Below are 24,795 nucleotides of genomic sequence, written 5' to 3'. Positions count from 1 at the left end.
GTGTGACGTCATGGCGCCGCCTTGTTGAAAAGCGCGTAGAAATTCGCGCTTGTCGCCGCTGCCAGCGCTTCGCGATCATCGCCGCGCAGGTCGGCCAGAAAAGCCAGCGTATCGGCCACAAAGGCCGGCTCGCCGGTCTTGCCGCGATGCGGGACGGGGGCAAGGAAGGGGGAATCGGTTTCGATCAGCAGCCTGTCCTGCGGCAGCCATTTTGCCGTGGCCTGAAGATCGGCGGCATTTTTGAACGTCACGATCCCCGAGATCGAGATGAACAGCCCAAGGTCGAGCGCCGCTTTGGCGAAGTCGTCGCTCGCGGTGAAGCAATGAATCACACCGGTGTAAGACGCCCTTTCCATCTCTTCGCCGAGCAGCGCCAGCGTGTCGGCTTCGGCATCGCGGGTGTGGACTATGATCGGCAGGCCGGTCTGCTGCGATGCGTGGATATGGCGGCGAAAACTTTCCTGTTGCCGCACGCGATCGCTCTTGTCGTAATAATAGTCGAGCCCCGTCTCGCCGATCCCGATCACGCGCGGATGCGCGGCGCGCTCGACCAGCTTGGCGGTGTCGACATCGGGATGATGATCGGCATCGTGCGGATGGATGCCGACGCTAGCCCATACATCGGTATTGGCTTCGGCAGCAGCCAGGACGTCGTCCCACTCGCTCTCGCGCGTTGCGATGTTGAGCATCGCGGTGACGCCGCGCGCCCGCGCGCGCTCCAGCACTTCACCCTGCTGCTCGGCAAGCCCCTTGTAATTGAGGTGGCAGTGCGAATCGACGAGCATCAGGCCTCCCCTTCCCCTTCGGGCAGTTCAAGGCGTGGAAAGATAGGAACCGGCTGGCCGACCGCAAAACCGCTGGCAGCAAGCTTCGCAAACCATTCGGTGTCGGCAAGCGCGGCGAAGTCGCGCGCATCGTCGGCGATTCCCATCTGGTTGAGCAGCGCGTCAGCCGCGGACGGCACCACCGGACGGATCGCAATCGCGAGTGTGCGAATAGCCCGAAAGAGAGTCATCAGCACAGCACGCATCCGTTCTGGATTGGTCTTGCGCAGCGCCCACGGGGCCTGCGTATCAACATACTGGTTGCAAGCAAAAACTGCGCGGAGCCATTCCTCAATGCCGACGGAAAATGACAGCTCTTCAAACTCACGAGGAAGCAAATTTACTGCGGCGTCGCGAACGGCGCTCCTAAGAGCCAAATCCTCCTCACTCGGAGAGTAATCGTTCGAAATCTCGCCGTCCAAATTCTTGAAAATCATCGACAAGCTGCGCTGCGCAAGATTGCCGAAGCTGTTGGCGAGGTCGGCATTCGCGGTGCGCACGATCGCTTCGGCCGAATAGCTGCCGTCCTGCCCAAAGCTGACTTCGCGGAGCAGATAATAGCGCAGCGCATCGACGCCGAACTGTTCGGCGAGCGTCATCGGATCGACAACGTTGCCGAGCGATTTCGACATCTTCTCGCCGCGGTTGAGCAGAAAGCCGTGACCGAACACCTGGCGCGGAAGCGGCAGACCGGCACTCATCAGGAAGGCCGGCCAGTAAACAGTATGAAAACGAACGATATCCTTGCCGATCATATGAATGTTCGCCGGCCAGAATCGTGCAAAATCGCCGTCCATGTCAGGATAGCCAATGCCCGACAAATAGGTCGTGAGCGCGTCGACCCAGACATACATCACATGCCCGGGGCTGCCCGGCACCGGGACGCCCCAATCGAAACTCGTGCGCGATACCGACAGATCCTTTAATCCGCCCTCGACGAAGCGCAGCACCTCGTTGCGGCGGCTTTCGGGGCGGATGAAGTCGGGATTGTCGTTATAGAGCGCGAGCAAACGGTCCTGATAGGCCGACAGGCGGAAGAACCAGCTTTCCTCGACGGTCCATTCGACCGGCGTCCCCTGCGGCGACAGGCGAACGCCCCCCTCCCCGTCGGTCAGTTCGCTTTCATCATAGAAAGCTTCGTCGCGAACCGAATACCAGCCTTCATAGCGGTCGAGGTAGAGGTCGCCATTGGCTTCCATCGCCCGCCAGATCGCCTGCGATGCGCGATGGTGCGCCGGGTCCGACGTGCGCATGAAATTGTCATAGCTGATATTCAGTTTTCTATACATCTCACGGAAATATCCCGACATTTCGTCGGCAAGATCGATCGTCGCACGGCCTTGGTCGCGCGCGGTCTGATACATTTTCAGCCCATGTTCGTCGGTACCGGTGATCAGGCGCACGTCGCGGCCGCGCATCCGCTGGAAGCGCGCCATCACGTCGGTCGCGATGGCCTCGTAGGCGTGACCGATATGCGGACGGCCGTTGGGATAGCTGATGGCGGTGGTGATATAAAATGGTTCGGACATGCGCGCGCCTTAGCCGCTGGCGCGGCCAAGGGAAAGCGTCAGCGTGCCGCCTGCCCGCCGCGCGGCGCGAGTTCGGCGAGGCAGTTGCCGATCTCGAACCCCACCATCGCCCCGTCATATGACCCGCGCACCGCATCGCGCACCGTCCGCTGGATGCGGTCCCATTGACCGAGCACCGGTGCGATCTCTCCCAGCGGGCGTTCGCGCGCCAGCCGTGCCAGCAGGCCCGGCACGATGTCGATCACCAATTCGAGCCGCGCCCGGTTGCTGGTGCCGCCGACTTCGCGCGCCAACGCTTCGCGTAGCCGGTTGTCGCGATCACCGCCGGTCGCGATCGCCAGCAGTTTCTTTTCCATGACCGCGACGTCGCTGTCGATGAGCGCCAGCGCCTTGCCGGGAACCCCGCCCGACGCCACGACGATCGCGCGCACCTCGGCCATGTCGAGCATCGGGCGCAGGTCGTGCAGCCACGCCGTCATGACGTCACGCTCAACTGGTTGAAAACGCAGGATTCGGCAGCGTGACCGGATCGTGGGCAGCAGGCGTCCCGGCGAATGACTGACGAGCAGGAACAAGGTTTGCGCCGGCGGCTCTTCGAGCGTCTTGAGCAGCGCATTGGCGCCGTCGGTTTCCAGATCGTCCACCGCATCGATGACGACGACGCGCCACGCGCCGAGCGACAGCGACAGATGCAGGCGGCGGATCATGCCGCGCACTTGATCGATCGTGATGTTGCGCGCGAGATCCTTGCTCTTGTCCTTCACCTGCCGCGTCAGATGGATGATCTCGGGGTGATTCCCCGCCGAAACGAGCCTGCCCGCCTGCTCATCACCGGGATCGTCGAGCGACAGCGGCGCCCCTCCCTCGCCCGCCCGGTCGTGCGTGACCAGAAAGCGGGCGACCCGTGCGGCAAAGGCGCCCTTCCCCATTCCCTGCGGGCCGGCGAGCAGCCAGGCGTGGTGGAGACGGCCGCTTGTCCAAGGTTCAAGAAAGGCCTTCTCGGCGTCGTGATGGCCGATCATGGCAGCCATTCGGCAAGCTCCGACAACAGGGCCGCGGTAACGGCGGTTGCCGGCGCATCGGCTTCGACCAGACGCCAGCGTAGCGGCTCCGCCGCTGCGATCTCCGCAAAGCGCGCGGCGAGCCGGGCCTGATAATCGGCGGGCTTGCTGCCCATGCGATCGGCGCCGGCGGCATCGCGCGCCGCCAGTCGCCGGCGCGCCTCTGCCGCGGAAACGGTCAGGAGGAAGGTCCGGTCGGGCAACAGTCCAAGCGAGCCGAAGCCGTGCAGCATCATGATATCGGCGTCGGTGATCCCGCCTCCGGCCCCCTGATAGGCGCGGGTTGAATCGACAAAGCGATCGCAAAGCACCCAGGCGCCACGTTCGAGCGCGGGCCGGATCGTGCGCGCGACATGATCGGCGCGCGCGGCGGCGAAGAGCAGCGCTTCGCTACGCGCGTCCCACCGATCGTCGTCTCCCTCCATCAGCAGCGCGCGGATCGCCTCGGCGCCGGCGCTGCCGCCTGGTTCGCGTGTCGCGACGACGTCGATCCCGCGTTCGGCAAGCGCCGCGGCCAGCGCGCGGATCTGCGTCGATTTGCCAACCCCTTCGCCGCCCTCGAGCGTGATGAAACGCCCCCTCATCGCCCGGCGAGCCGATAAAAACCGCTGCGCAGCCGTGTCCAGAGGCCATCGACCGGCGCCACGTCTTTCGCCGCCAGCAATGGCGTGGTTTGCGGCGGCAGGCCGTCGGGCGTCACGATCAGACGCGCGATCGGAGTGCCGCGTTCGATCGGGGCGTTTTGCGGGCTGCGGCTCTGCATCGCGGCGCGATAGCCGCCGGCATAGCCCTTGGGAACCGTCATTCGGACCGCAATACCAGCTTCGGCCATCACGCTCGGCCGTGCGCCGCGTTGCACCTCGACCGCCCCGACCTTGGTGCCCGCGGGCACCAGTTCGCGGCCTTCCCAAGCGTCGAAGCCCCAGCGCATCAGCCGTTCGGCCTCGTCGCGCCGCGCCTTTTCACTCTTCATGCCCGCGACCACCATAATCAGGCGCCGGCCATCGCGCTTTGCCGAACCGAGAAAGCAATAGCCCGCTTCAGCGGTGTGGCCGGTCTTGAGGCCGTCGGCCCCGGCAAAGCGCCCCAGAATGGGGTTGCGGTTCGGCTGGACGATCGGCTTGCCTTCTGGCGACACGCCATGCTGCAAGCGTGGGATCGAAAAATAGCGTGCATAACCATCGGGATGGTCGCGGATCAGCCGGTCCGCCAGCGTGATAAGATCGGCAGCGCTTACCTTGGTCACGCCGCCATCGGGCCAGCCGTTCGGCGTTCCGAACTTGCTCGACGTCATGCCGATTTTGGCCGCCATCGCATTCATTCGCTTGACGAAATCGGCTTCGCTGCCATCGATCCCGACCGCCAGCGCCGCGGCTGCGTCGTTCCCCGACACGGTGATCAGGCCCTTGAGCAATTCATCGACCGAAATCTTCTCGCCGGCGCGCAGGAACATCGTCGACCCGCCGTTGCTGCCGTTCCATTTGCGCCAGGTCGCTTCGCTGATCGTGAAGACCTTGTCGCGCGACAACTCGCCGCGCTTGATCAGGTCGAGCACGACATAGGCGGTCATCACCTTGGCCATCGAGGCCGGCGCGAAGCGTTTGCCCGCGCCGCGGGAAAAAAGGATCGCGCCCGAATCGAGATCCTTCAACATCACGATCGGCGCTTCGGTTACGTAGAGCGGCCTGCTCACTGCGCCCGGCTTCGGCTTGTCATTCCCCGCCGAAGCCGCCGGAAAGGTGCTTGCAAGCGCCGTTACCGCCAGTCCGGCGCCTATAGCACGCGCGATTCCGTTGCGACGCTGCACGGCTTAGCGGTCGCGCAGGACGGTCGCGTCGCGGAAGCCTTTGGCTTTCGCCTTGTCCTGTGCGGCTTTTGCTTCGCCGTCACTGGCAAAGGGCCCCATGCGGACGCGCCACAATTTGCCGGCTTTGTCGACATGGCCGCCGACCGATTTCGCTGCGACATTGGCCCGCGCTTCGCTGCTAAACGCGCCGACCTGAACGACGAAGCTTCCCGCAACCGCTTTGGGTGCCGGTTCCGCCTTCTTTTCGGGTGTAGCCGGCTTGGCCGCCGGGGCCGGCTTGGAAGGTTCGGGCTTTTTGCTGCTGGTTACCGCCATCCGGTCGTCGCCGGGTTTGGCCTGAGCCGATGCCGTCGGCGGCGCCGGTTGATCGGGAACCGTGGCGGCCGCCGCTTTGGGCACGGGCACCTGCTTGATCTTGGTCCGCAGGATCGACAGCAGCGATTCGGGCGTTGCCAGCCGCTCGGGTACCGGCCTGCCAGCGCGAAGCTGCGCGCGCTCGGCGGCGGGCGGATTGGTCCGGCGCACGCGAACCGCGCTCACCGCATCGGTCAGCCCGAGCTGTGCGGCGGCGCCGCGCGAAAGGTCGATCAGCCGGTCGTTGCTCGTGGGTCCGCGATCGTTGACACGAACCAATATCGTGCGCCCGGTATCGAGCGCCGTTACCTCGACATAGCTGGGCAACGGCAGCGTCTTGTGCGCCGCGCTGATACCGTCGGGGTTGTATATCTCGCCATTGGCGGTCGGCTTGCCCGCCGCTTCATCACCATACCAGCTTGCATAGCCGACATCGTCATAATCGGCGACATCCGCGGGCGTGTAGGTCGTGCCCGCGATGGTATAGGGATCGCCGAGTTTCACCGGCACGTCCGATACGCCATTGTCGGCAGGTGCCGTCGCGGGCGCAGCGGCGACCGCCGTATTGCTCTTGCCGTCAAAGCTGCCGCATGCCGCCAGCGCCAATGCCGTTCCTGCGACCAGCGTGGCCGCGCCCCCGCCCCTAACGATCGATTTCATCCGCCAGCAACCCCACAGAAAGTGCGTAAAAGTTCGAACAATTATAGTCGAGTATCGCACGATAATTACCGGTCAGCAAATAGGCGGTCTTTCCCGGGCCGTCGGGTTCGAGCAAGGTCGCCTGAATATGGTCCGCCGGCCAGCGTCCGCTCACTGGCTGGAACCCGGCGGCGCGCCATTCAGCCATCGACCGCCAGCGGCTGTAGCGGGCGAAAACGCGCGGGCAGCGTGTCGGCTCGAGCCGGGTTTCCATTGCCGAACGGTCGAAGCCGTCGGGAACGCGTACGGCAACGCCCCATGGTTCGCCCGCATGCCAGCCTGCCCGGCGCAGGTAGGAACCGATCGACTCGACCGCGTCGGCCTCGCTCGACCAGATGCGGGCAACGCCGTCGCCGTCGCCGTCCTCGGCAATCTTGAGATAGACCGAGGGGAGGAATTGGGGATAGCCGAACGCGCCCGCCCAACTGCCCCTCAGGACGTCGCGCGGAACGCCCTTTTCGACCATTTCGAGCGTCGCAATGAATTCGGGTTCGAACAGGCTGCGGCGGCGTCCCTCATAGGCAAGCGTCGCCAGCGCTTCGGGCAGGTCGAAATTGCCGGTTACCGCCCCATAAGCGGTTTCATGTCCGAAGATCGCGATCATGATGCTCGTCGGGACGCCCGTTCGCTCCTCGATCCGCGACAGCAGCGGCAACAGGCGATCATGCACGCGGCGTCCGCCATTGATGCGCGCGGCATCGACATGCTTCGCCTTGTACGGCGCAAAAGCCGGGATCGGCGTATCGGGACGCGGCGGCGCCCCCAGATTGTCGCGATCGAGCGCCACGACGCGCGCATTGAAGCGCAGCCCGCCCGTCACCCGATCGAAGGTCGCACGCGAAACACCGCGCGCCTGTGCCTTGGGCCATAGCGACTGGACATAGGTATCGAAGCCGGGATCGGCCGCCTGTGCGTGCAGCGGTGCCGACGCGGCCATGGTCCAGGCGGAGAGGAGGACACCGATCCGGGCGAGGAGGCGTCCGATTCTGAATGGTTTAGCGTGCATATGTCCCACCCTATAGGGCGTGTCTGCCACGGATACAGCCCCCTTGGCCAGCCGCCGGCGGGACAGGACGAGTCATTCGCGCGCCGGACCGTTCGCACCGCGCGCGCCAAAGGTTTCGCTTGCCGCGCGCCGCCGCCGCGCTATGTCGGCGCCGCAAGGACAGGTGGCCGAGTGGTTTAAGGCAGCGGTCTTGAAAACCGCCGTGGGTGCAAGCTCACCGTGGGTTCGAATCCCACCCTGTCCGCCAGGTTTCAATCCCACTCTTTCCCGAACCGTCTCCTAAACCCCAGCTTAGCTGCGGGTTTGAGATGCGATTCGTATCCCTGTGCGTCCCACATGGTCCAGGCCGACATTTTTGCCAATGTGGGAACAAATTTTATGATCAGAGGGATGAAAAGCACTTCGAATGGGCTCTCGAAGTCCAAGGAAAAACAGCGGCGCGTGAGTCTCGGCGACGGCCTCATGCGCCTCGAACGGCCGGGAGGCACCAGTAGCTGGGTGTGCCGGGTCCAGAGCGACGGCGTGCGCCGCGACTTCGGCCTTGGCAGCTGCCAGAAAGTCAGTCTGGCGCAGGCGCGCGAAATGACGCTGGAAATTCGCAGCCAGATCGAGGCGGGCGTTGACCCGCAAATTGAGCGGCGCAAGCGGCAAGCGGTGCCGACCTTCAAGGACGCCGCCGTCACAACCTACGAGATACATTCGAAGACATGGCGCAACGGCAAGCATCACGCGCAATGGATGCGAACGATGGAGCTTTACGCCTTCCCGCACATCGGAAAATTTAAGGTCGATCAGATCACCGGCCCAATGATCCGCGACCTGCTCGCGGAAATCTGGCTAGCAAAGCCCGAGACGGCGCGCCGCGTTCGGCAGCGCGTCGGCGCCGTCCTCGATTGGGCCTATGCGTCAGGCTACCGCGAAACCGACGCCCCGATGCGCGCGATTACCAAAGGCCTGCCCCGCCAGCCCCGCCGCGACAATCATTTCGCCGCCATGCCCTACGAGGACGTGCCAGCCTTCTTGCAGCGACTGCGCGAGCGGGAATCGTTCAGCCGCCTTGCACTCGAATTTGCGATCTTCACCGCCGCACGGTCGGGCGAAGTACGCGGGGCCACATGGAGCGAGTTCGACCTCGAAAAGGGCCTGTGGAAGCTCTCCAAGGATCGCATGAAGGCATATCGGGAGCATGTGGTTCCCCTCACCCGCCGCCCGCTGCGCATCGTCGAGCGGTGCGCGCGGTTGCGAATCAAGGGATGCGACCTTGTCTTTCCCGGCATGCGGCGCAATCGCCCGCTGTCGGATCAAACGCTGACGAAGCTGCTCAAGGAAATGGGCGAGCCATACACGGCGCACGGGTTCCGCTCGTCGTTCCGCGATTGGGTGAGCGAAGAAACGAGCCATCCTAGCGACGTTGCCGAAGCCGCCCTCGCCCATACCGTCGCCAACAAGGTCGAGGCCGCCTATCGGCGGGGCAACCTCCTCGAAAAGCGCCGCCTGATGATGGAGGATTGGGCGAACTATTGCGACGGGAGGAAGCGATGAGCCGCTATACCCGCGCGAAGCGCCACCTGCTCCGGCAGTATGAGCGCGCGGTTGACCGGATCGACGAGGAGGATCGCGCGATTTTTCTCGGCCACCGGGTCGAGGAGCTAAGCTTCCGCCAGCTGGCCGAGCGCCATGGCGTCAGCATTACCGAGGTCGAGGAAGCAATGGTCCGCAGTTTGCGGGTCATCGCCCAGTCGGTCGACAGAAAGAACCGCAGGTGGTGGCAATTCTGGCAGCGTTAGAGCCGCTTCCGCCTTGCCAATCAGCCGCCGCGCCGACAGGGTGCCGCCAGCGATGAAAACCGACCTCGATCATCTTCCGGCCAACAAGCAGCGCGAGCTCGAACGCGTCAAAGCAATCGTCTTTGAAGAGTTTGAGGATGCCATCGCGCTTGGCACGATGGGCTGGAAGAAGAAGGGCCGGATCGACAAGATCATCCTCTACGGCAGCTATGCGCGCGGCGGCTGGGTCGACGAGCCGCACACCGCGAAGGGCTATCGCTCGGATTTCGACCTTCTCATCATCGTCAACGACAAGCGCCTGACGGAGAAGGTCGATTTCTGGGGCAAGCTCGAAGACCGGCTCATCCGCGAACTGGCGATCGACAAGACGCTCAAGACGCCGGTCAACTTTATCGTCCACACGTTGCAGGAGGTGAACGACGGGCTCGCCCACGGCCGCTATTTCTTCATGGACGTCGCGCGTGATGGGATCGCGCTCTACGAATATGACGACAAGCTCCTTCACACACCGAAGCCCAAGACTCCGAAACAGGCGCTGGCGATGGCGCGAGAATATTACGAAGAATGGTATCCTACCGCCGGACAATTCCACGGCTCGGCACTGCATTCAATATCGCAAGGATGGCTCAAAAAGGCCGCCTTCGACATGCATCAGGCGACTGAGCGCCTTTATCACTGTGTTCTCTTGGTCTGCACCTTCTATACCCCGCATGTCCACAATCTCGCGTTCCTGCGCACGCAGGCCGAGCGCATCGACATGCGGCTGGTCGATGCCTGGCCGCGCGAACGCCGCGAGGATCGGGCGCGGTTTGAGAAGTTAAAAGAGGCCTATGTGAAGGCCCGCTATTCGAAGCATTACCGCATCACCGAAGAGGAGCTGACGTGGCTCGGCGGCTGCGTCGAGGAGCTGGGTCGCGCCGTCCACGCAATCTGCTCGGAGCAGATCGCGCAGCTCGAAGCAAACGCTTCAACTCGCCCCTGAATATCCAATGCCATACGAAAAGCGCGCGGCTGCGCGTCGTTTCGCGCGCTGGGTATGGCATTTTTGCGCCGTGCCATACGCTCAACGCCGCTTAAAACCGACCATCTCGGGCCCGCAGCTGGCACGACTTTTATCTTGCCCTCTTATTTGGCTCCCTGATTTTCGAGGTTTTCGCAACCTTCGTCCCCCCTGTATGGCAGGCAGACGCTCGGTTTCGGGTTAACAGCGGATGGCGGAAACGATCAGTCGCGAACTACGTAAGGCCAGATCTAAGATGGCCTTCGACAGGTTCGCGAGGTTTTGTTGGCGTTGAGGCACATATTATCTCAGCGGCATCCATGTGCTACCCTCATACCCGGGACCGCCGATCAACATTCGTTCAGTTGCTGCCATCGATCCGAACCACTTGGTGGGATCGACTTCATGCTCACGAAAATCCTCGCGCCTAAGATCTGACTCAAGAAAAGCCTTTTGGACGTCCTCCAACCGCTCCTGGCATTTGGCCATCATCAGTTTGATCGCCACGGGGATTTGTCTCCGGAGCGCCTCGATGGTTGCATCGTGCGCTGCAATACTCAAGGAGCCGGCCGCGGGCTGCCATTTACCATCACCGACTTGCTTTGCGAAAACGAAATTGCGATGCCAAATATCGTCGCCGAGATTTTCTCCCCTTCTGACGTGGGCAATGGCGCCGTTTCGTATATCGACCAGAAGCTCGTGGTCGATTTTTTCTTGTGCGTTCAGATTTGATAATTTCACCGACCCCCTCTCGCCGTTCCCACTCCCGGTGGCGGTCGCTCGCGCATAAAGGATGGTTGCAGTCGTCATCAGGGCCGTTCGAGACAAAGATTTTACGGCAAACTCAGCCTCGTTTGTGCTTATTCCAATCTCTCCGAGCTGACTGACAAGTGCCTCTGCTAAACGAAGATCTGACAGGCACGCTTGAGTAAGCAACGCCTTCTGCACAGTGCCGTAAACCTTTTTATTTCCTGATCGCTTATGTAACTTCGAAGCCAATGCTTCCAAATCCACTATTGCTGGGATCATCTTCATTGGAGCCACCCCTTTTTTCGGCACACAATGATTTCGCCTCTAGCGACGTTCGAAGGTCACGGCCAGCCTCGCGCGCTGCTCTCGCATATGATCTACTTGCCGATCCAAAGCGGTCAATCGCCCCTAGGCTCGTTCAGTTCGGCTGACCGAATTTCTGGGGCCTCGATGCTTCGCATCGGACCCACATATTGGAGAGACACACCTTACGCACGGGTGCATAGCGCTTTTCTGCCACTTTTCGAGGGTGCGATCCGGCAGCGCGCGCTGCCTCGCTCTCGCAAACTGACGTTATTCTGCGACTTTTCGAGGCTGCGCATCGCACTCTCGCTGGACAAGAATATGGCGGATGAAAATGATGCGAGGGGCGGATCAGCCGCGCGCGAATTGGCAGTGCTGAACTGGCCTGAGGTTGACCTGTCGCCCCGCCCTCTGGGCTATTACCGCTGTCACCGGCACTCCGTCCGCGTCCGAGATGCGTCGCGATACTTCCGTATGCCGAGCCGTCCAGCGACAATCAAAGGTGTCCACTCGGTTAAGTGTGGCAGCCGGGCGCAGGAAAACAGGCGTTGGCGTACAAACGTCGTGTCGAATGGCGCAGCACAAATCTGGATAATCGAGCCGACGGGGCGGCGCCCCTTCCGGCCGTCCCGTCACCGTTGTCCAGCGAGGGTGCCTTCATGCCTTTCCAATCCCCTGCCCCATCACCGTCGTCACCGCTTGCCATCGAGCCTATCAGCATGCGGGTACCCGATGCGTGTCGGTTTACCGGCATAAGTCGAAGTTCCCTCTATCTTCTCATTGCACGAGGCGAAGTCGAGATCGTCAAGATGGGCGCCGCGACCTTGGTGCTGACGGAAAGCCTTCGCGACTTGATTGAGCGGCAGCGCGGCACTTCTACCAGCCGGACCGCGGCGCCGATCCGACGCCGCAGCCATCAGGGCGAGGCCGGGAAGTCTGGTGGGCGCTCTCGCAGCGGGCGCCAGGCCGGAGGTTTTGCGTCCACCCCCCTTTTCGATCGAGAATAGGCAGCTTCGCGCCTCATCGAAGTCGTAGCCAGCTTCGAGACAACTGCCGAAAACCAGTCGTTCGTCTAAGTAGCGGAACGCCTTCACCAGAGCGCCTCAGCTCTGCTATTTGTGCTCCCGGCAGCCGAGCGCATCAGCGGCCATGCGATCACGATCGTTATTCTGTAGGTCGACCGCTTGGGTGCAACAGTTGAGCTCATCCTCGACCTGAGTTGTTAAAGATCACTCTCCCGCCGCGAACTGCCCGCCGCAACGGTTCGAAGACCAATCCCCCTTTTTTTACCCATTCGGGTATCGAAGGCGACCCGTCCTGGGATTGTGTGTGAGCCGATGAGGCGAGACTGTTGACATCGCAGCTATTGGGACCCTCGCGGTCCGGAGGAGAAGCGATGTTCAGATCCATTCTGTTGGCAACCACCTTATGTCTTGCCGCGCCTGCGGCAGCGGAGGTTCCGCCGTTCCCGGCCGCATTCCAGTCGCGCGACGTGACGGCGAACGGCGTCACCCTTCATGTCCGCATCGGAGGAAAGGGCCCGGCCGTCCTGCTCCTCCACGGCTACGGGGAGTCAGGTGATATGTGGTCGCCACTCGCAGCGGCGCTGCAACAACGCCACACCGTCGTCGTCCCAGACCTGCGAGGAATGGGTCTCTCATCGCAGCCGCCAGGCGGCTTCGACAAGATGACCCAAGGTCGCGACATGCAGGCGCTCCTCGGCTCTCTAGGAATCGAGCGCTACGATATTGTTGCGCACGATATCGGCAATATGGTCGCCTTTGCACTCGCCACGCAGCAGCCCGACAAAATCGGTCGGCTCGTGCTGATCGATGCACCCGTTCCGGGAGTTGGACCGTGGGATGAGATCCTGAAAACGCCGATGTTGTGGCATTTCCGCTTCGGCGGTCCGGATATGGAGCGGCTGGTCGCGGGGCGTGAGCGTATTTACCTCGACCGCTTCTGGAACGAGTTTTCGGCGAACCCCGGGCGTTTTGATGAGGCTTCCCGCCAACATTATGCGGCGCTTTACGCCCGTCCCGGCGCCATGCGCTCAGGGTTTGCGCAGTTCGCCGCGTTCGATCAGGATGCTGCCGACAACCGAGCATGGCTCGCCGCCGGTAACAAGCTGAAGATGCCAGTCCTGGCATTGGGCGGCGAGAAGTCGTTCGGGCCGATGATGGCGACGGTCATGCGAGCCGCAGCATTGAATGTGACCGAAGGTGTCATCCCGGATTCAGGGCATTGGATCATGGAGGAGAATCCCACCGCCACGGTCACCAGCGTGGTGACCTTCCTGGAGAGCGGGCGGTGAGCGGTCGCGCCAAAGGTCTCATGCCGCTCGCTGCGGTTCTTGTTTCGCTCGGTGCACCGGCGTTCGCCGAGACGCAGCAAATGCGCTTATCTCCGGCCGACATCGCCGCGCTCGCAACAGGAGGTGCCGGGCCCGGTACCTCGGGTGTCGAGGGAATCCGCACGACGGTCCTCTATGGTGATCCCACGGGTGCAGGCCCCTACACGATAGAAATACGCGTGCCGCCGCACACTAAGATCGCGGCGCATACCCACCGCGACGATCGAAGCGCGGTCGTCGTCAGCGGCATGTGGTTCTTCGGTTATGGCGATATGGCGGACGAAAAGTCGGCGAAGCAGCTGGCTCCAGGCAGCTTCTACACCGAGCCCGCCGATGCGCCGCATTTTGCAATGACCGCAGATGAGCCGGCAGTGGTCTACATTACGGGCCAGGGTCCCACCGATACGCATTTCTCGACCTCTCGATGAAAGGCTGCGCAATGACGTCTGCAAGCTTTGTCCGGGATCCGATAGCTGACGAGCTGCTCACACCGCAGAATGCGGCGCTCGTGATCATTGATTTTCAGCCGGTCCAGGTCGCCTCGATCGTATCGATGGAGCGCCGCGAACTGATCGCCAATGTTGTCGCCGTCGCCAAGGCGGCGAAGCTCTACGAAATTCCAGTGGTTCTTTCGACGGTGAACGTTGCGACTGGTCTCAATAGCCCGACGATCCATCAGTTAGGCGACGTGCTTGGCAATGTAACGGCGATCGACCGGACATCGATCAATGCTTGGGAGGACGAGGACTTCGTCACTGCAGTCAAGGCCACAGGTCGCCGAAAACTTGTGATGGTCGCGCTCTGGACCGAGGTGTGCCTGGCGTTTCCTGCCCTTGATGCAATGCGTGAGGGGTTCGAAGTCTATCCCGTCGTCGATGCCGTTGCCGGTACCTCGGCGATCGCGCACCGCACGGGACTCGAGCGGATCCTTCAGGCGGGCGCCAGGCCCATCACCTGGATTCAATTCGCCTGCGAACTGCAGCGCGACTGGAACCGCGAAGCTACAAAGGCGGGCTTTGCCGAGATCGTCTTCTCCTCGATTCATCCGTGAGATGGTCGGCTCGGCAGACTTCGAGCGCCTTCACCACTCCCCTCGCTGCTTCGCCGGCTGGTATCGCCCCGGGATTTGGCGCGGAGTTCGTACACGAATGACGATTGTCGGCGCGCGATTTTCGCTCCTATAGTCCTCTGAAAGGGCGCCCGTCGCCGCCGGCAATTTCATAAAGGCCAGTCGGATGATCCGATATTTCCTTAATCTGGCTGGCCGACTTTCGCTTCTGTTATCCGTCTCGCTGCTCGCCAGCTCCGACGTTCTGGCGCAGGCTACCCCTCCTGGCTTTGCATCGTACAAGCATGTCCGCGCCGCCGCCGACGATGGCGCGCCCGATGGGCTCCTGAGGATTGCCCAGACGCCCGACGGTTACCTCTGGCTCGCCGGCGACGCCCTCTATCGCTTCGATGGCGCCACATTCGAGCGGATTGATTGGCCGGCGGGGTCGGGCAAGCGGCACGCCTCGCCTTCGGCGCTCATGGTGAGCCGCCGAGGTGAGCTTTGGGTCGGACTGCGTGATACCGGCGGTGTCGCAATCTATCGCAAGGGTGCGCTCCGGGCCATACCGATGCCCGATCCCCCGCGCGGCCTGGCCGCTTTTGCTGAGACGCCCGACGGAACGATCTGGGCCTCGTCGATGGGACTCGACAAGCGGCTGCAACGCCTTCGTGGTTCGCGTTGGGATCAGGTCGACGACACCCTCAAATTGCCGCCCGGCTACGTCATGGACTTGGTCGTCGCACAGAGCGGCAGGCTGTGGGTCGCGCTCAGTGCGGAAGACGGAGACAGCGGCGCGTTAGCGTTTCTCGATCCGAGCGCGGCACGGTTTCAGAAAGTTGACGTGCAGCTTTCCGGGCGTCCGAAGATCGCACTCGATCGAAGCGGCGCGCTCTGGGTCTCTGATTCGATCGGTACGCGCATGCTATTCGATTCAATCGGCACGCGTGTAAAATCCCGTGCCGTTATTCCGCCCGTGCCCGGTATCATGAGAGCCTCGATTGTCTTCGATCGTAACGGAGGCATCTGGGGCACGACCGGCGCGACTGGCATATTTCACATCGCCGATCCCTTGGCGGGGCGCGGTTCGAGCGGTTCCTTGGTTCATCGGTTCGGGGCTGCAAACGGCCTGACATCCGACACGACTTACGCACCCTTCGTCGACCGCGAGGGCAACGTCTGGATCACGACCGAAGGCGGTATCGATCAATTCCGTCGTGCGGCCGCCGAACAAAGCGCTGCCATTCCTGCTGATCCCGCTAATGGGCTCGCGATGGCTCGGTCCAGCGAGGGAAGCATCTACATCGCGGCGCGCGGCGCGGTGTTTCAAATTCCTCCCAATGGTATCCCCACGCCCATCCTCAAGCTTCGCACCAACCAGGTTTCGATGTGCTCAGCGCGCAACGGCGGGGTGTGGGTTATCGAGCCGGGGAAGACGGTGCGCCTCGACAAAGAGCGAATCCGGATATTATCTGGCTACCCAGGCGGCGGTGCGAAAATCGCCTGTGCCGAGGACGGTGCCGGCATTCTCTGGCTGGGGCTCGCCACGGGTGCGCTACTATGGCGCGACCAAGCGGGCTGGCACCGTGCCGAGGGTTCGCTCGCCGATCTGAAACTCTGGGACATGACGACGGGACCGTCGGGCGACCTGGTCCTGATCACCCCACCTGATATTGCCATCGTACGCGGCAGACACCTCTCGACGATCAAGCTTGCCCCAATGGCGATCGGGACGCCGTGGGCGGCCATGTCCGGCAACGGTCCTGCGGCGAAAGACTTGTTTATCAGCGGCAGTTCCGGCCTTGTCCGGATGCGCGACAATCAGTTACATCGCCTCGACGAGAAGCGTTTTCCCTGGATCACTTGGATAAGAACACTTCAACAAACCTCAGACGGCAAAACCTGGCTCTTTAGCAGGACCGGGGTCTACAGGGTTGCCACAACCGACCTCGATCGCGCGTTTGACGATCCGCGCGCTCCGCTGCCCTATACCAAGTTTGACGCACTGGACGGATTGGCCAGCACGGTCCAGCAGGGCGGCTTCGCCGGACCGCAGAGCGCCGTCGCGGGCGATGGCAAAATCTGGTTTTTAAACAGACAGGGCACAGCGTTCTTTGATCCGGCAAAACTTCAGCCGAATAGCCTCCCGCCTCCGGTGACGATCCGCTCGCTCGCAAGCAGCGATCGGACATGGCGCGATCCGGTCGACGTCGTGCTTGCAGCGGGCACGCGCACAGTCGACATCGTCTACGCCGGTCTCAGCTTTACGGTGCCACAGCGCGTGCAGTTCCTTTACAGGCTGGATGGCGTCGATGATGCATGGGTCGACGCAGGCTCGCGGCGCACGGCGTCCTATTCGAATCTTGGACCTGGACGATACAAGTTCCGCGTAATCGCCCGGAACAGCGACGGCGTCTGGAACCGTACCGGTGCAACGCTGACATTCGAGATCAAGCCCACATTCCTGCAGAGCTGGTTGTTCAAGCTGTTGTGCGCCGCGGCGCTGCTGGCCCTGATGTGGCTCGCTTATTCGCTGCGGCTCCGCACGGTTGCCGACCGCATTCACCTGCGCATGGACGAACGGACCGAGGAGCGCGAGCGGATCGCGCGCGAGTTACATGACACACTGCTTCAGTCAGTCCAGTCGCTGACGCTCCGCTTTCAACTCGCAGCCGATGATCTGCCAGGCGACATGCCCGCACGCGCCTCGCTCATCAATGCGATCGACACGGCAGACAAGGTGATTGCCGAGGGCCGGGACAGGGTGCGCGAACTGCGCTCGCAGCAGAAAGGCGATCTGGAGCAGATTATCTGCGACGTCGTCGCACGCCTTGACTTCGATCCGGCAGTCGTGGTCTCGATCGCCTCCACGGGCGCGGCTCGAACTCTCGACCCGGCGACGCTGGAGGAGGTCACCCGGATTGCAAGTGAGGCGCTTTTCAACATTCGGCGCCATGCCTACGCAAGTGAGGTGACGGTGGAAATCGGATACGGAGCGGACCTGGAAATGCGCTTCGCGGACAACGGGAGGGGAATAGACGCGGACGTTGTAAAGGCGGGGCGCAAGGCGGGTCACTATGGGTTGCTGGGAATGACCGAACGAGCTCGGCGCCTTCGCGGCAAGCTTGCCATTCAACGGCGATCGGATCGAGGAACCGAAGTGCTTCTCACTGTCCCGGGGAAGATTGCCTATCGCACCCGGACCACACGACGGGGGCCCTTTTGATGGCGCCACTCATTCGTGTTCTGATCGTCGACGATCATCCCATGGTGCGCGATGGGATCTCCGATCTGCTGAGGCGGCAAGCGGATATGGAACCCGTCGGGGAAGCCTCCAACGGCGCGGAGGCGGTCGAGAAGTTCCGCGAACTGTCTCCTGACCTCACCCTGATGGATGTGCAGATGCCGGGCATGAGTGGCGTCGAGGCCATATCACAGATCCGTATCCTGTCGCCCAACGCGCGTATCCTGGTGCTGACGACCTACCCTGGCGACGCCAATGCCGCGCGCGCCATACGGGCCGGCGCGGCCGGCTATCTTCTCAAGAACGGAATTCGCGGCGAGCTCGTCGATTCTATCCGCTCTATCCATGCGGGCCGCCGTGCCATCTCGGCGGACATTGCGCATGAACTTGCAACGCATGCCTTCGACGAAGTGCTAACCGAACGCGAAATCGCAATACTGCGGCTGGTCGCCGATGGCTTTGCCAATAAGGAGATCGCGCGGGAGCTGAACCTGTCGAACGATACGGTGAAGGCTGAGCTAAAGGATGTTTTCGGCAAGCTTGGCGTTCACGATCGGACGCATGCCGTCACTGTTGCGGCACGGCGCGGTTATATCAATCCGTTCTTGTAGGATTTCGTCAGGAAAGCCGGGCGGCGCCTTACTTTCCACTGATTCGTTCAAATTCCAAGCTCAGGTGCTGGCGAGACGACGACTGAAATGCGCCCGATGTCGGTCAACCGGCTCCCTGTTTGGCCGCACCCAAAGCGGCCGCTCGGGTATCGGGACCACATTGTTCGAAAACTCAGCAGAATGCGCTGCAGGCCATTGGAAAGCATACAGGCAAGCTAAAACGTATTCGCCCAATCTCAGCGGTTTGCGGCGTATTGTTATGCTGCGAGCGGCGCTTGAGCCGCAACGAAGATGCATTCCTCCACATCTTCTTTTTCCCGACCCTTTGACGCGCCGAGGGTCGAATGTTTGTGGGGAATTACTAGTGGATCCTGCACGTGGCTGAAGTGCTCAGCCATAAGCTCAGGAATCCGCTGGAGGCTGTCGGGAAGGAGGCCGTTGCTTGGATAGCTGATCATCAGACTCGCACCCGTCTGACCAGCCTCGCTTATCATGCGCTCAAAGGAGGCATCGACGCTGCGGGCAAGCGAGAAGTTCGAACGAAAGCGGTCTTCGCGGTAGAGTCCCTTGCCATCGGCAGCCGGATAATCATAGAGAAGGGCCGTCTCGAGAAGGTGATAATATCTTGAGTATTGGTCATTCGTGTAGGGCGGGTCGGCATAGATAATTGCCGGCCTCGCATCGTGCGCACCAATTTCCTGGAGGACATCGACCGCGTCACCGTGGAAAACACGGTTGCTTGCCCGCCATTCCGCATCGCCAATGGCACACATGTCCTCCAGCGCCTCAATCCAATAAGCCCAAGCACAGCGCCGTCGTTTGTTGAGCACCCGGCGGAGGTTCGTGGAGCTTGGCGTCAAATACTGAGCAAAATGCCCGGTCGAGTTGCTGATTGAGGCGATCGATCGACAAAGGGCAAGGAGCGACCAGCGATGCTCCTCGCTCGAGATCGAGCCGATTTTAAGCGCTTGATCTGCCCCATAGCGGATCGCATCGAGCTGAATCGCCTGCACAAGGCCGAAATAACTCCCGGCATAGCGCGTCGTGAAGAGGCAATGGGTGAAGCGCCCTTCGAGATCGGCTCGGCGCATCGTGCAGTCTTCGCGTTGACGGCTCTGGATCGCAATCTGCTCCTCCGGCGCGACAACCCAGAGAAGGCCAAGCTCCTCTTCAAGGGGATGTCTCAAAGTTCTTGCGAGGGCATTTAGATTATCGTCGCCAAGGCGCCTGACGATCGTTGCAACATGGTCGCTCCGCGGACGATCGACTGTTGACCGAAACAGGGCTTCGGTGAGAGTGCGCGAGAATATCTGCGCGTCATTGCACCAGATTTGCCTCAAAGGCGCGACTGAAGATCCCGCCGCGGAAATGCCTGAGAAGAGATCAAGAAAGGGGCCCGGCGCATGGAGCCCGCAAAGCGCGCTAATTGTGTCCGCAAGGCTCTTCTTGGTGCCCATATAGGTGAAAGCTGCCATGTCAGACGACCCTCGTCCCTAACGCGATAACAGAATCGCACTGGCTGACGCCAGCTGCCGCCGCAAAACATGGCAGGCGACGGACAACTGGGCGTGCGCCGCAGTTGTCGCGGCATAGAGGCAACTCGAAAGTCATGATCGCTCACCATAAATGATCGGCTTGGCTCGGCAATGGCCGCTTACCCATGTCTCGCTCTCACGCCAAGCAGGTCTCATGCGGCTTCCGCCCCGAGCACCCATTCGGACCGGCGGCGACCAATGTTTGCCGGCGACCGATCGTTTTTTTCCACCTCGGTCAAAAGATGCGTAAACGCCTTCATGACATCGGCGGAGCATAGTCGCCCGTGATATAGGGCGACGGAAGCGCATTTGTGAGAAATTCGATCACGTGCGACACGGTTTGCAGGTCGTCGTCGCTATAAGAGCGGCCCGCTGGGTGGGCCGGAATGCGACGGATGCGATTGATCGCGTCGAACCAGCCGTCGTAGAAATGCTTGCCCCCCGCTTCATCGCGAAGGCGAATGCTCAGCACCTCCTTGAAACCGTCCCTGACCTCCTTTTGCTTGACGATCTTCTGGAGATGGATCCAGTCGAGGTAAGTTTCGACCGGAAGCTTCACATCACCATCATCGTCGATCCGTCGCTCCTGGCAAGCCTTCTGAACGTCCTTAGGGACAACCTTGTCGAAATAGTCATCACCGAAATCAAGCTGGAGCCGCTGGAGTATATAGGCGGGCACGACCTTTTGAATCCACTTAACTTGGCGGTCGGCAAGGTCGGTCACTTCGTCGGAAGTGAGCCGCTTGAAATCGGCATAGCCTTCCGGCGAAAACTGCGGGAGCGCCTCGACGACAAGATCGACGAGCGCATAGAAATAGTGATGGAAACCACTGCTTCCGAAGATGACCTTGAACCGATCCTCGAACTGGGCATCTGAGGCCTCCTTGATGAAGGTCAGGACAGGCGCGATGAAGGGCTTGATCAACGCATGAAGGTCGTGAGGCTCCTGCTTGTGCAGGATAAGGTCGTCCTTTGCTGCCAAGAAGGCAAGGAGTTCGGCAACCATGCGAATGTGGCTGCCCACGCCAAAATTCATGCAAAGAAATCCTGCCTTTCCCATCTCCCAGCGCTCGGGATTGGCGGCTTGCACTTCCTCAAAATGAATTTCTAGAAGCTTGACCAGCCGGCGAAGGGCGCCCTCGGAGGTTTCGCTCCAGCATGGACCCGGCGCGATCACTCCGGTGCGCGGGTTGAGGACGCCTACTAATCCTGACTGGTTGATTCGGTCTTGAATGCTGCGAACATTCAGTGGCTGGCTCGTTCCTGCGGTAATGCCAGGTGAAACAACTTTGCCTTCAAGGGCTCCGCCGCCCCGCGTATTTAACAAATCAACAGCGCGCGAGGCTATGGCCGACAGGCGTTCCTTGGGATCGTCGGAATCCCATTTCACCTCTCCTTCGAGAGCAGAAAGCAATGTTGGAGGCACAGTCGCCTGCTTCGAATTGATCTCGACAAATATGTTGGCTTCCTCAGCAGTCGAGACTGAGTCAAAGCCGATGAAGAACAGCGGCGTATCATAATCGTCCTGCGTATATGTCGTGCCGTAAAGCCGGTGCTGGCCATCGATGATCCAACAGCTCTTGTAACGATCGGGGAGCACCAGATTGCCAAAGTGCACGGACGAAATCTGGTCTTTAGCGAGCGGTTCAAATAGCGGCTTGCGATGAAAATTAAGGAGGATCGTGTTTGGGAAGAATTTCCCCTCATCAAGAAAGTGGCCGATTTCCTTGAGGCGGTTCGGCTTGACGATCCGCTGGTAGGATGGCGCGCCAGATGGGTCTCGCAAATCTCGGTGATTGACGAACGCGATCCGCAATATGTCTTTCGCGAGGGCGGAGAAGAGATAAGCAGTCTTTCCACCCAATTTGGTCTTAACGGCGGGCACCTTGCGCCCGGAAAAGGCTGGGACCTTCTGGTCCTCGAGATATTCGGCGTGGAACTGATATCGCGCCGCCGGGCCTAATTTTTTGGAAAACTCCTCAAAATAGATGAGCTCAAGGCCTTGGATAACCTTGATGTTATATTCCTTGGCACGCCGTAGATCGCTCTCTGACCAACGGATGTTTTCTGTGATGACGCACCAAATTATCTTAGGCTTATAGTCTCGTCCATAGTGCGAGCGAATAGCATCAGCCATCGGCTTCATCAGTTCAGCAAAGTCATTCAGATCATCGAGAAGGGACAGTTTCGACGGTAAGCGTTGTGACCGACACTGGGCGATAACGATGGTTTCGTCATCCTTGGCGAAGATATCGACGTGCTTCTCGATTGCATCCTCACCTTTCCCTACCCTGATTGGGAAGGTGCGGCCCTTATTCAGTTCTGCGTATCCAAAGCGGTAGAGAATATTCCAGAAGCGGTTTTCGGTAATTTCCTCCAGCGGCCGCGGTCGCCGCACACGAAGGCTATTTTTATTTTCTCGTTGAACCGACCATCCCTCGGTCTCTTTTGACAAGCGCTGGTCTTGAGGAATTGATTCTTCTTCATAAGCCCTGCTTCGACGTGCATATTCAGCGCGTTTCGCGCCAAAGTCCTTAACTAATTCGCCAAGCATAGTTTCCCTTCCCCCTTACATAGCAATTCATGCCAAGAAGGAGCCCTGTGTCAAATGGATCTTACCTCGAGCGAGACTGGGGCAATGCGGCAATGAAACTGGCGGGACAGGCTTCGCGAATTGAGACGATAATTGCTGCACTGCGCAGTTTGGGCGGCCAAGCGCGTCCCGTGGAGATCGCCGCCGAGATCAGACGCATCTTTCCGGGTCCCCATCCCGAGACACTGCTGCAAAGCGTACGCGGGCGTATCCAAGAATGTTCGTCGGACTCCGGCTTCTGGCAGAAGAAGAGAGATATCTTCTATAGCGTCCACGGCATTGGGGGCGGGGTATGGGGATTGCGCGAAATGGACCCCCTCGATCCAGCGACCCGCGATGGATTTGTTGATGCAGCTGAGCCCTTCATAGCAAGCGAAGGCATGGGTGTGCTTCGAACCCATTTACGGCGCGAGCGCTCAAAATCGCTTGTCGACCGCTTCAAAGCTGCCCTCACATCGTTCTCCTGCGAGGTTTGCGATTTTGATTTCCTCGAAACCTATGGCGAGCTTGGTCGTGGATTTATTGAAGCACATCACAAAATCCCAGTCGCTCGACTTGAACTGGGCGCGAAGACGAGAATCGAAGATCTCGCCGCTGTCTGCTCGAACTGCCATCGCATGCTGCACCGCTCAGGTGGTTTGACGATTGATGACCTCAAACGCCATTTTGTTCGAGAGCGGGAGGCTAGCGGATCAGGTTGAACGGGTTCGGTGGGGGGAGGCCCTGCGATTTATCGTAGTGATCACCGTCGCAAACAATGCGGGTGACGGCATGCTCGGCGATGGTGGATTGGGCGGCATTCCGGAGCTTATACATGTTGCGCCGGGCTTTCATTCGGGAGATGCAGAGAAATGATTCAGATGGGGGATGATGGAGATGGCGAATGAGGTGGCACAGAAGAACTATTGGGTGCGTGTGCAGGTGCTTCTGCTATCCTTGCTGCTCACTGCATGTATCGTCTATCGTTTTGTCTGGCTGGAGCCGCACGGCAAAATAGATGGAGGTTTTCTTGTCGTTGCCGCGCTGATCGTTATTCTAATTCTCTCCGAATCCTTCGACAGTTTCTCGGTTGGGAAGCTTATTAGCTTCTCTCGTGAGGTAAAGAAAAAGGAGCAAGAAGTCGAGAAACTGGAAACGCAAAATGCGAATCTCGTTTCGCAGCTCATCACGCTTTCTAATCATCAGGCCCAGAGCCAAAGTCATACGAACGTGTACGGCGATTACCATGCGGCTGGCCGGGTGGAAAAGGCAACCGAAGAGGAGATTGCTGAGAGTCAGCAGCGTGAGGCAGCGCCTGAGTCACCGGCCGGGGATGCGGCTCCCGCTGCAGCCCCTCCTGCGACCGCGCGGCCGATTGTGGACTGGCGCGCGGCAGAACACTTCGCCTTTGCGCGTTACGCCCAGCTGAAAGCCCTCGACGCAAGCGCGATTGTTCGTGAGGCCAAACTGGTGATCGATTTTCGCGGCGTTGATCGGATCAGCAACACGAACCCGATATTCGATGGCTATATTCGCGCTCCTGGGCGGGAGGTGTTTATCGAGGTCCGCCCCAATTTCGGATCACCGACATTTCGTGACCGGCTCTACATGATGCTTTCCAAGATTGAGCATTATCGCGGGCGCTCGAACATCGAAGCCCGCCTCGATCTGGTCGTGTTACGGCTTCCGAGCCGCCCGGCGCCATCTTATGAAACTCGCCTAATGGAGGAATTTCAGCCAGCGATTGCAAGCGGTTTGCTTACTATAACCGAGATAACAGTGAGCGAAGCGGAGGAGGCGGACTTCTTAAAGGAGGCTGGATGATGGGATGCTCCCGACCTCTAGCAGATCAGGCCACGGAGGCCTTCCAAGAGGCAGGTATGCGCCAGTCTGCACGCAGAAGCGGACTGGCAGCAGCCGGCATCGACCTCTCGGCGGCGCCGTTCTCCTTCAACGGTGCAGCGCAGTTAATGCGGCGAAACTGAAGACCTAAAAATGGGCTAAGAGGTCGCTTGCCTCTATTGAACTCCGTTTAAAATCCATCCGTGCGGGAAACCCTTCTGCGCCCACGACAAACACTGGCTCTGGGCGGCGCGCTGTCATTCTAACCAATGTCGCCGTCACCTGCTTTTCGGGAACGACAACTTCATGAAATTCATGGCGTTTTACGCCATAAGCCATGCCGGCGTCGACCATTATCGACTTGTAGATTTGCATGTCCACTCGCCTATCCAGTGACGTGCTCCCCTGATTGTTACCAGTCAGAGGTAGAGTCCGGCTCCTTCATGATGGTTGATTGATGGGATGGCAAT

The 24,795-nt window shown here is 60.6% G+C and carries 22 protein-coding genes and 1 tRNA gene; 12 read left to right on the top strand and 11 right to left on the bottom strand.

Going from position 1 to position 24,795, the window contains the following annotated elements; genetic code table 11:
• Window positions 1-8: 8 nt before the first annotated feature.
• From ACT17R_RS10500 to ACT17R_RS10470, 7 genes are all read right to left on the bottom strand, one after another.
• A complete protein-coding gene (locus ACT17R_RS10500) occupies window positions 9-785 on the bottom strand; it encodes a TatD family hydrolase (protein ID WP_062902443.1) in 777 nt (258 codons plus the stop codon).
• A complete protein-coding gene (metG, locus tag ACT17R_RS10495) occupies window positions 785-2,353 on the bottom strand; it encodes a methionine--tRNA ligase (protein ID WP_186403312.1) in 1,569 nt (522 codons plus the stop codon). Before metG ends, ACT17R_RS10500 begins: the two co-directional genes overlap by 1 nt.
• A 38-nt stretch (window positions 2,354-2,391) precedes the next feature.
• On the bottom strand, window positions 2,392-3,384 hold the full coding sequence (locus tag ACT17R_RS10490) for a DNA polymerase III subunit delta' (RefSeq protein ID WP_217373440.1): 993 nt from the start codon (window positions 3,382-3,384) through the stop codon (window positions 2,392-2,394).
• Complete coding sequence (gene tmk / locus ACT17R_RS10485; RefSeq protein ID WP_186403314.1) at window positions 3,372-3,998, bottom strand: dTMP kinase; 627 nt, start codon at window positions 3,996-3,998, stop codon at window positions 3,372-3,374. The genes ACT17R_RS10490 and tmk overlap by 13 nt, the downstream gene beginning before the upstream one ends.
• Window positions 3,995-5,107 (bottom strand): D-alanyl-D-alanine carboxypeptidase family protein, encoded by a 1,113-nt coding sequence (locus tag ACT17R_RS10480; RefSeq protein WP_217373441.1) that lies wholly within the window; start codon window positions 5,105-5,107, stop codon window positions 3,995-3,997. Before ACT17R_RS10480 ends, tmk begins: the two co-directional genes overlap by 4 nt.
• Before the next feature lie 117 nt (window positions 5,108-5,224).
• On the bottom strand, window positions 5,225-6,235 hold the full coding sequence (locus ACT17R_RS10475) for a septal ring lytic transglycosylase RlpA family protein (RefSeq protein ID WP_234178969.1): 1,011 nt from the start codon (window positions 6,233-6,235) through the stop codon (window positions 5,225-5,227).
• Window positions 6,219-7,211, bottom strand: coding sequence for a lytic murein transglycosylase (locus tag ACT17R_RS10470; protein WP_186403316.1), 993 nt, complete (start codon window positions 7,209-7,211; stop codon window positions 6,219-6,221). The genes ACT17R_RS10475 and ACT17R_RS10470 overlap by 17 nt, the downstream gene beginning before the upstream one ends.
• Before the next feature lie 226 nt (window positions 7,212-7,437).
• Between ACT17R_RS10470 and ACT17R_RS10465 the strand changes: the two genes are divergently transcribed.
• From ACT17R_RS10465 to ACT17R_RS10450, 4 genes are all read left to right on the top strand, one after another.
• Window positions 7,438-7,527, top strand: a tRNA-Ser gene (locus tag ACT17R_RS10465).
• Window positions 7,528-7,616: 89 nt separating this feature from the next.
• A complete protein-coding gene (locus ACT17R_RS10460; protein ID WP_444809415.1) occupies window positions 7,617-8,822 on the top strand; it encodes a tyrosine-type recombinase/integrase in 1,206 nt (401 codons plus the stop codon).
• Complete coding sequence (locus ACT17R_RS10455; protein WP_444809414.1) at window positions 8,819-9,067, top strand: sigma factor-like helix-turn-helix DNA-binding protein; 249 nt, start codon at window positions 8,819-8,821, stop codon at window positions 9,065-9,067. Before ACT17R_RS10460 ends, ACT17R_RS10455 begins: the two co-directional genes overlap by 4 nt.
• A gap of 52 nt (window positions 9,068-9,119) precedes the next feature.
• Window positions 9,120-10,049, top strand: coding sequence for a HEPN domain-containing protein (locus tag ACT17R_RS10450; protein WP_444809413.1), 930 nt, complete (start codon window positions 9,120-9,122; stop codon window positions 10,047-10,049).
• A 321-nt stretch (window positions 10,050-10,370) separates the two neighbouring features.
• On the opposite strand, the gene ACT17R_RS10445 is transcribed toward ACT17R_RS10450, so the two are convergent.
• The gene (locus tag ACT17R_RS10445) at window positions 10,371-11,102 is read right to left on the bottom strand and encodes a hypothetical protein (protein WP_444809412.1); all 732 of its coding nucleotides are present in this window, start codon (window positions 11,100-11,102) and stop codon (window positions 10,371-10,373) included.
• A 677-nt stretch (window positions 11,103-11,779) separates the two neighbouring features.
• Between ACT17R_RS10445 and ACT17R_RS10440 the strand changes: the two genes are divergently transcribed.
• The 6 genes from ACT17R_RS10440 (at window position 11,780) to ACT17R_RS10415 (ending at window position 18,376) form a co-directional block, all read left to right on the top strand.
• A complete protein-coding gene (locus ACT17R_RS10440) occupies window positions 11,780-12,127 on the top strand; it encodes a helix-turn-helix domain-containing protein (protein ID WP_444809754.1) in 348 nt (115 codons plus the stop codon).
• Between the two features lie 389 nt (window positions 12,128-12,516).
• On the top strand, window positions 12,517-13,434 hold the full coding sequence (locus ACT17R_RS10435) for an alpha/beta fold hydrolase (protein ID WP_444809411.1): 918 nt from the start codon (window positions 12,517-12,519) through the stop codon (window positions 13,432-13,434).
• Entirely contained in the window at window positions 13,431-13,901 is a 471-nt protein-coding gene (locus ACT17R_RS10430; protein ID WP_242664810.1) for a cupin domain-containing protein, read from the top strand. The genes ACT17R_RS10435 and ACT17R_RS10430 overlap by 4 nt, the downstream gene beginning before the upstream one ends.
• Window positions 13,902-13,912: 11 nt before the next feature.
• Window positions 13,913-14,524 (top strand): isochorismatase family protein, encoded by a 612-nt coding sequence (locus ACT17R_RS10425; RefSeq protein WP_444809410.1) that lies wholly within the window; start codon window positions 13,913-13,915, stop codon window positions 14,522-14,524.
• Window positions 14,525-14,708: 184 nt separating this feature from the next.
• A complete protein-coding gene (locus tag ACT17R_RS10420; protein WP_444809409.1) occupies window positions 14,709-17,747 on the top strand; it encodes a sensor histidine kinase in 3,039 nt (1,012 codons plus the stop codon).
• Window positions 17,747-18,376: a response regulator gene (locus tag ACT17R_RS10415; protein ID WP_086456949.1), complete on the top strand. Its 630-nt coding sequence runs from the start codon at window positions 17,747-17,749 to the stop codon at window positions 18,374-18,376. The genes ACT17R_RS10420 and ACT17R_RS10415 overlap by 1 nt, the downstream gene beginning before the upstream one ends.
• A 257-nt stretch (window positions 18,377-18,633) precedes the next feature.
• Here ACT17R_RS10415 and ACT17R_RS10410 read toward each other — a convergent pair whose 3' ends face one another.
• Together ACT17R_RS10410 and ACT17R_RS10405 are read right to left on the bottom strand one after the other, a co-directional pair.
• Window positions 18,634-19,851 carry a DNA adenine methylase gene (locus ACT17R_RS10410; RefSeq protein ID WP_444809408.1) on the bottom strand — a complete coding sequence of 406 codons (1,218 nt, stop codon included), beginning with the start codon at window positions 19,849-19,851 and terminating at the stop codon, window positions 18,634-18,636.
• Window positions 19,852-20,167: 316 nt separating this feature from the next.
• Complete coding sequence (locus tag ACT17R_RS10405) at window positions 20,168-22,465, bottom strand: DGQHR domain-containing protein (protein WP_444809407.1); 2,298 nt, start codon at window positions 22,463-22,465, stop codon at window positions 20,168-20,170.
• A gap of 92 nt (window positions 22,466-22,557) precedes the next feature.
• On the opposite strand from ACT17R_RS10405, the gene ACT17R_RS10400 reads away from it, so the two are divergent.
• Together ACT17R_RS10400 and ACT17R_RS10395 are read left to right on the top strand one after the other, a co-directional pair.
• Window positions 22,558-23,205 (top strand): HNH endonuclease, encoded by a 648-nt coding sequence (locus ACT17R_RS10400; protein ID WP_444809406.1) that lies wholly within the window; start codon window positions 22,558-22,560, stop codon window positions 23,203-23,205.
• A gap of 166 nt (window positions 23,206-23,371) precedes the next feature.
• Window positions 23,372-24,307 carry a hypothetical protein gene (locus ACT17R_RS10395; RefSeq protein ID WP_444809405.1) on the top strand — a complete coding sequence of 312 codons (936 nt, stop codon included), beginning with the start codon at window positions 23,372-23,374 and terminating at the stop codon, window positions 24,305-24,307.
• A gap of 165 nt (window positions 24,308-24,472) precedes the next feature.
• Here ACT17R_RS10395 and ACT17R_RS10390 read toward each other — a convergent pair whose 3' ends face one another.
• Entirely contained in the window at window positions 24,473-24,700 is a 228-nt protein-coding gene (locus ACT17R_RS10390) for a hypothetical protein (protein ID WP_444809404.1), read from the bottom strand.
• Between the last annotated feature and the right edge of the window lie 95 nt (window positions 24,701-24,795).

Origin of the sequence: Sphingopyxis sp. Q841, from assembly GCF_052384365.1 — a bacterium.
Taxonomy (GTDB): Bacteria; Pseudomonadota; Alphaproteobacteria; order Sphingomonadales; family Sphingomonadaceae; genus Sphingopyxis; species Sphingopyxis terrae_A.
The sequence above is the reverse complement of the archived record's forward strand: the minus strand, read 5'-3'. Positions and strand labels throughout refer to the sequence as shown.

Excerpts from the sequence above, each read along its gene's own strand:
- ACT17R_RS10500 (WP_062902443.1), bottom strand. The coding sequence starts at position 785 with ATGCTCGTCGATTCGCACTGCCACCTCAATTACAAGGGGCTTGCCGAG.
- metG (WP_186403312.1), bottom strand. The coding sequence starts at position 2,353 with ATGTCCGAACCATTTTATATCACCACCGCCATCAGCTATCCCAACGGC.
- ACT17R_RS10490 (WP_217373440.1), bottom strand. The coding sequence starts at position 3,384 with ATGGCTGCCATGATCGGCCATCACGACGCCGAGAAGGCCTTTCTTGAA.
- tmk (WP_186403314.1), bottom strand. The coding sequence starts at position 3,998 with ATGAGGGGGCGTTTCATCACGCTCGAGGGCGGCGAAGGGGTTGGCAAA.
- ACT17R_RS10475 (WP_234178969.1), bottom strand. The coding sequence starts at position 6,235 with ATGAAATCGATCGTTAGGGGCGGGGGCGCGGCCACGCTGGTCGCAGGA.
- ACT17R_RS10470 (WP_186403316.1), bottom strand. The coding sequence starts at position 7,211 with ATGGCCGCGTCGGCACCGCTGCACGCACAGGCGGCCGATCCCGGCTTC.
- ACT17R_RS10460 (WP_444809415.1), top strand. The coding sequence starts at position 7,617 with ATGGTCCAGGCCGACATTTTTGCCAATGTGGGAACAAATTTTATGATC.
- ACT17R_RS10455 (WP_444809414.1), top strand. The coding sequence starts at position 8,819 with ATGAGCCGCTATACCCGCGCGAAGCGCCACCTGCTCCGGCAGTATGAG.
- ACT17R_RS10450 (WP_444809413.1), top strand. The coding sequence starts at position 9,120 with ATGAAAACCGACCTCGATCATCTTCCGGCCAACAAGCAGCGCGAGCTC.
- ACT17R_RS10445 (WP_444809412.1), bottom strand. The coding sequence starts at position 11,102 with ATGAAGATGATCCCAGCAATAGTGGATTTGGAAGCATTGGCTTCGAAG.
- ACT17R_RS10440 (WP_444809754.1), top strand. The coding sequence starts at position 11,780 with ATGCCTTTCCAATCCCCTGCCCCATCACCGTCGTCACCGCTTGCCATC.
- ACT17R_RS10435 (WP_444809411.1), top strand. The coding sequence starts at position 12,517 with ATGTTCAGATCCATTCTGTTGGCAACCACCTTATGTCTTGCCGCGCCT.
- ACT17R_RS10425 (WP_444809410.1), top strand. The coding sequence starts at position 13,913 with ATGACGTCTGCAAGCTTTGTCCGGGATCCGATAGCTGACGAGCTGCTC.
- ACT17R_RS10420 (WP_444809409.1), top strand. The coding sequence starts at position 14,709 with ATGATCCGATATTTCCTTAATCTGGCTGGCCGACTTTCGCTTCTGTTA.
- ACT17R_RS10415 (WP_086456949.1), top strand. The coding sequence starts at position 17,747 with ATGGCGCCACTCATTCGTGTTCTGATCGTCGACGATCATCCCATGGTG.
- ACT17R_RS10410 (WP_444809408.1), bottom strand. The coding sequence starts at position 19,851 with ATGGCAGCTTTCACCTATATGGGCACCAAGAAGAGCCTTGCGGACACA.
- ACT17R_RS10405 (WP_444809407.1), bottom strand. The coding sequence starts at position 22,465 with ATGCTTGGCGAATTAGTTAAGGACTTTGGCGCGAAACGCGCTGAATAT.
- ACT17R_RS10400 (WP_444809406.1), top strand. The coding sequence starts at position 22,558 with ATGAAACTGGCGGGACAGGCTTCGCGAATTGAGACGATAATTGCTGCA.
- ACT17R_RS10395 (WP_444809405.1), top strand. The coding sequence starts at position 23,372 with ATGATGGAGATGGCGAATGAGGTGGCACAGAAGAACTATTGGGTGCGT.
- ACT17R_RS10390 (WP_444809404.1), bottom strand. The coding sequence starts at position 24,700 with ATGCAAATCTACAAGTCGATAATGGTCGACGCCGGCATGGCTTATGGC.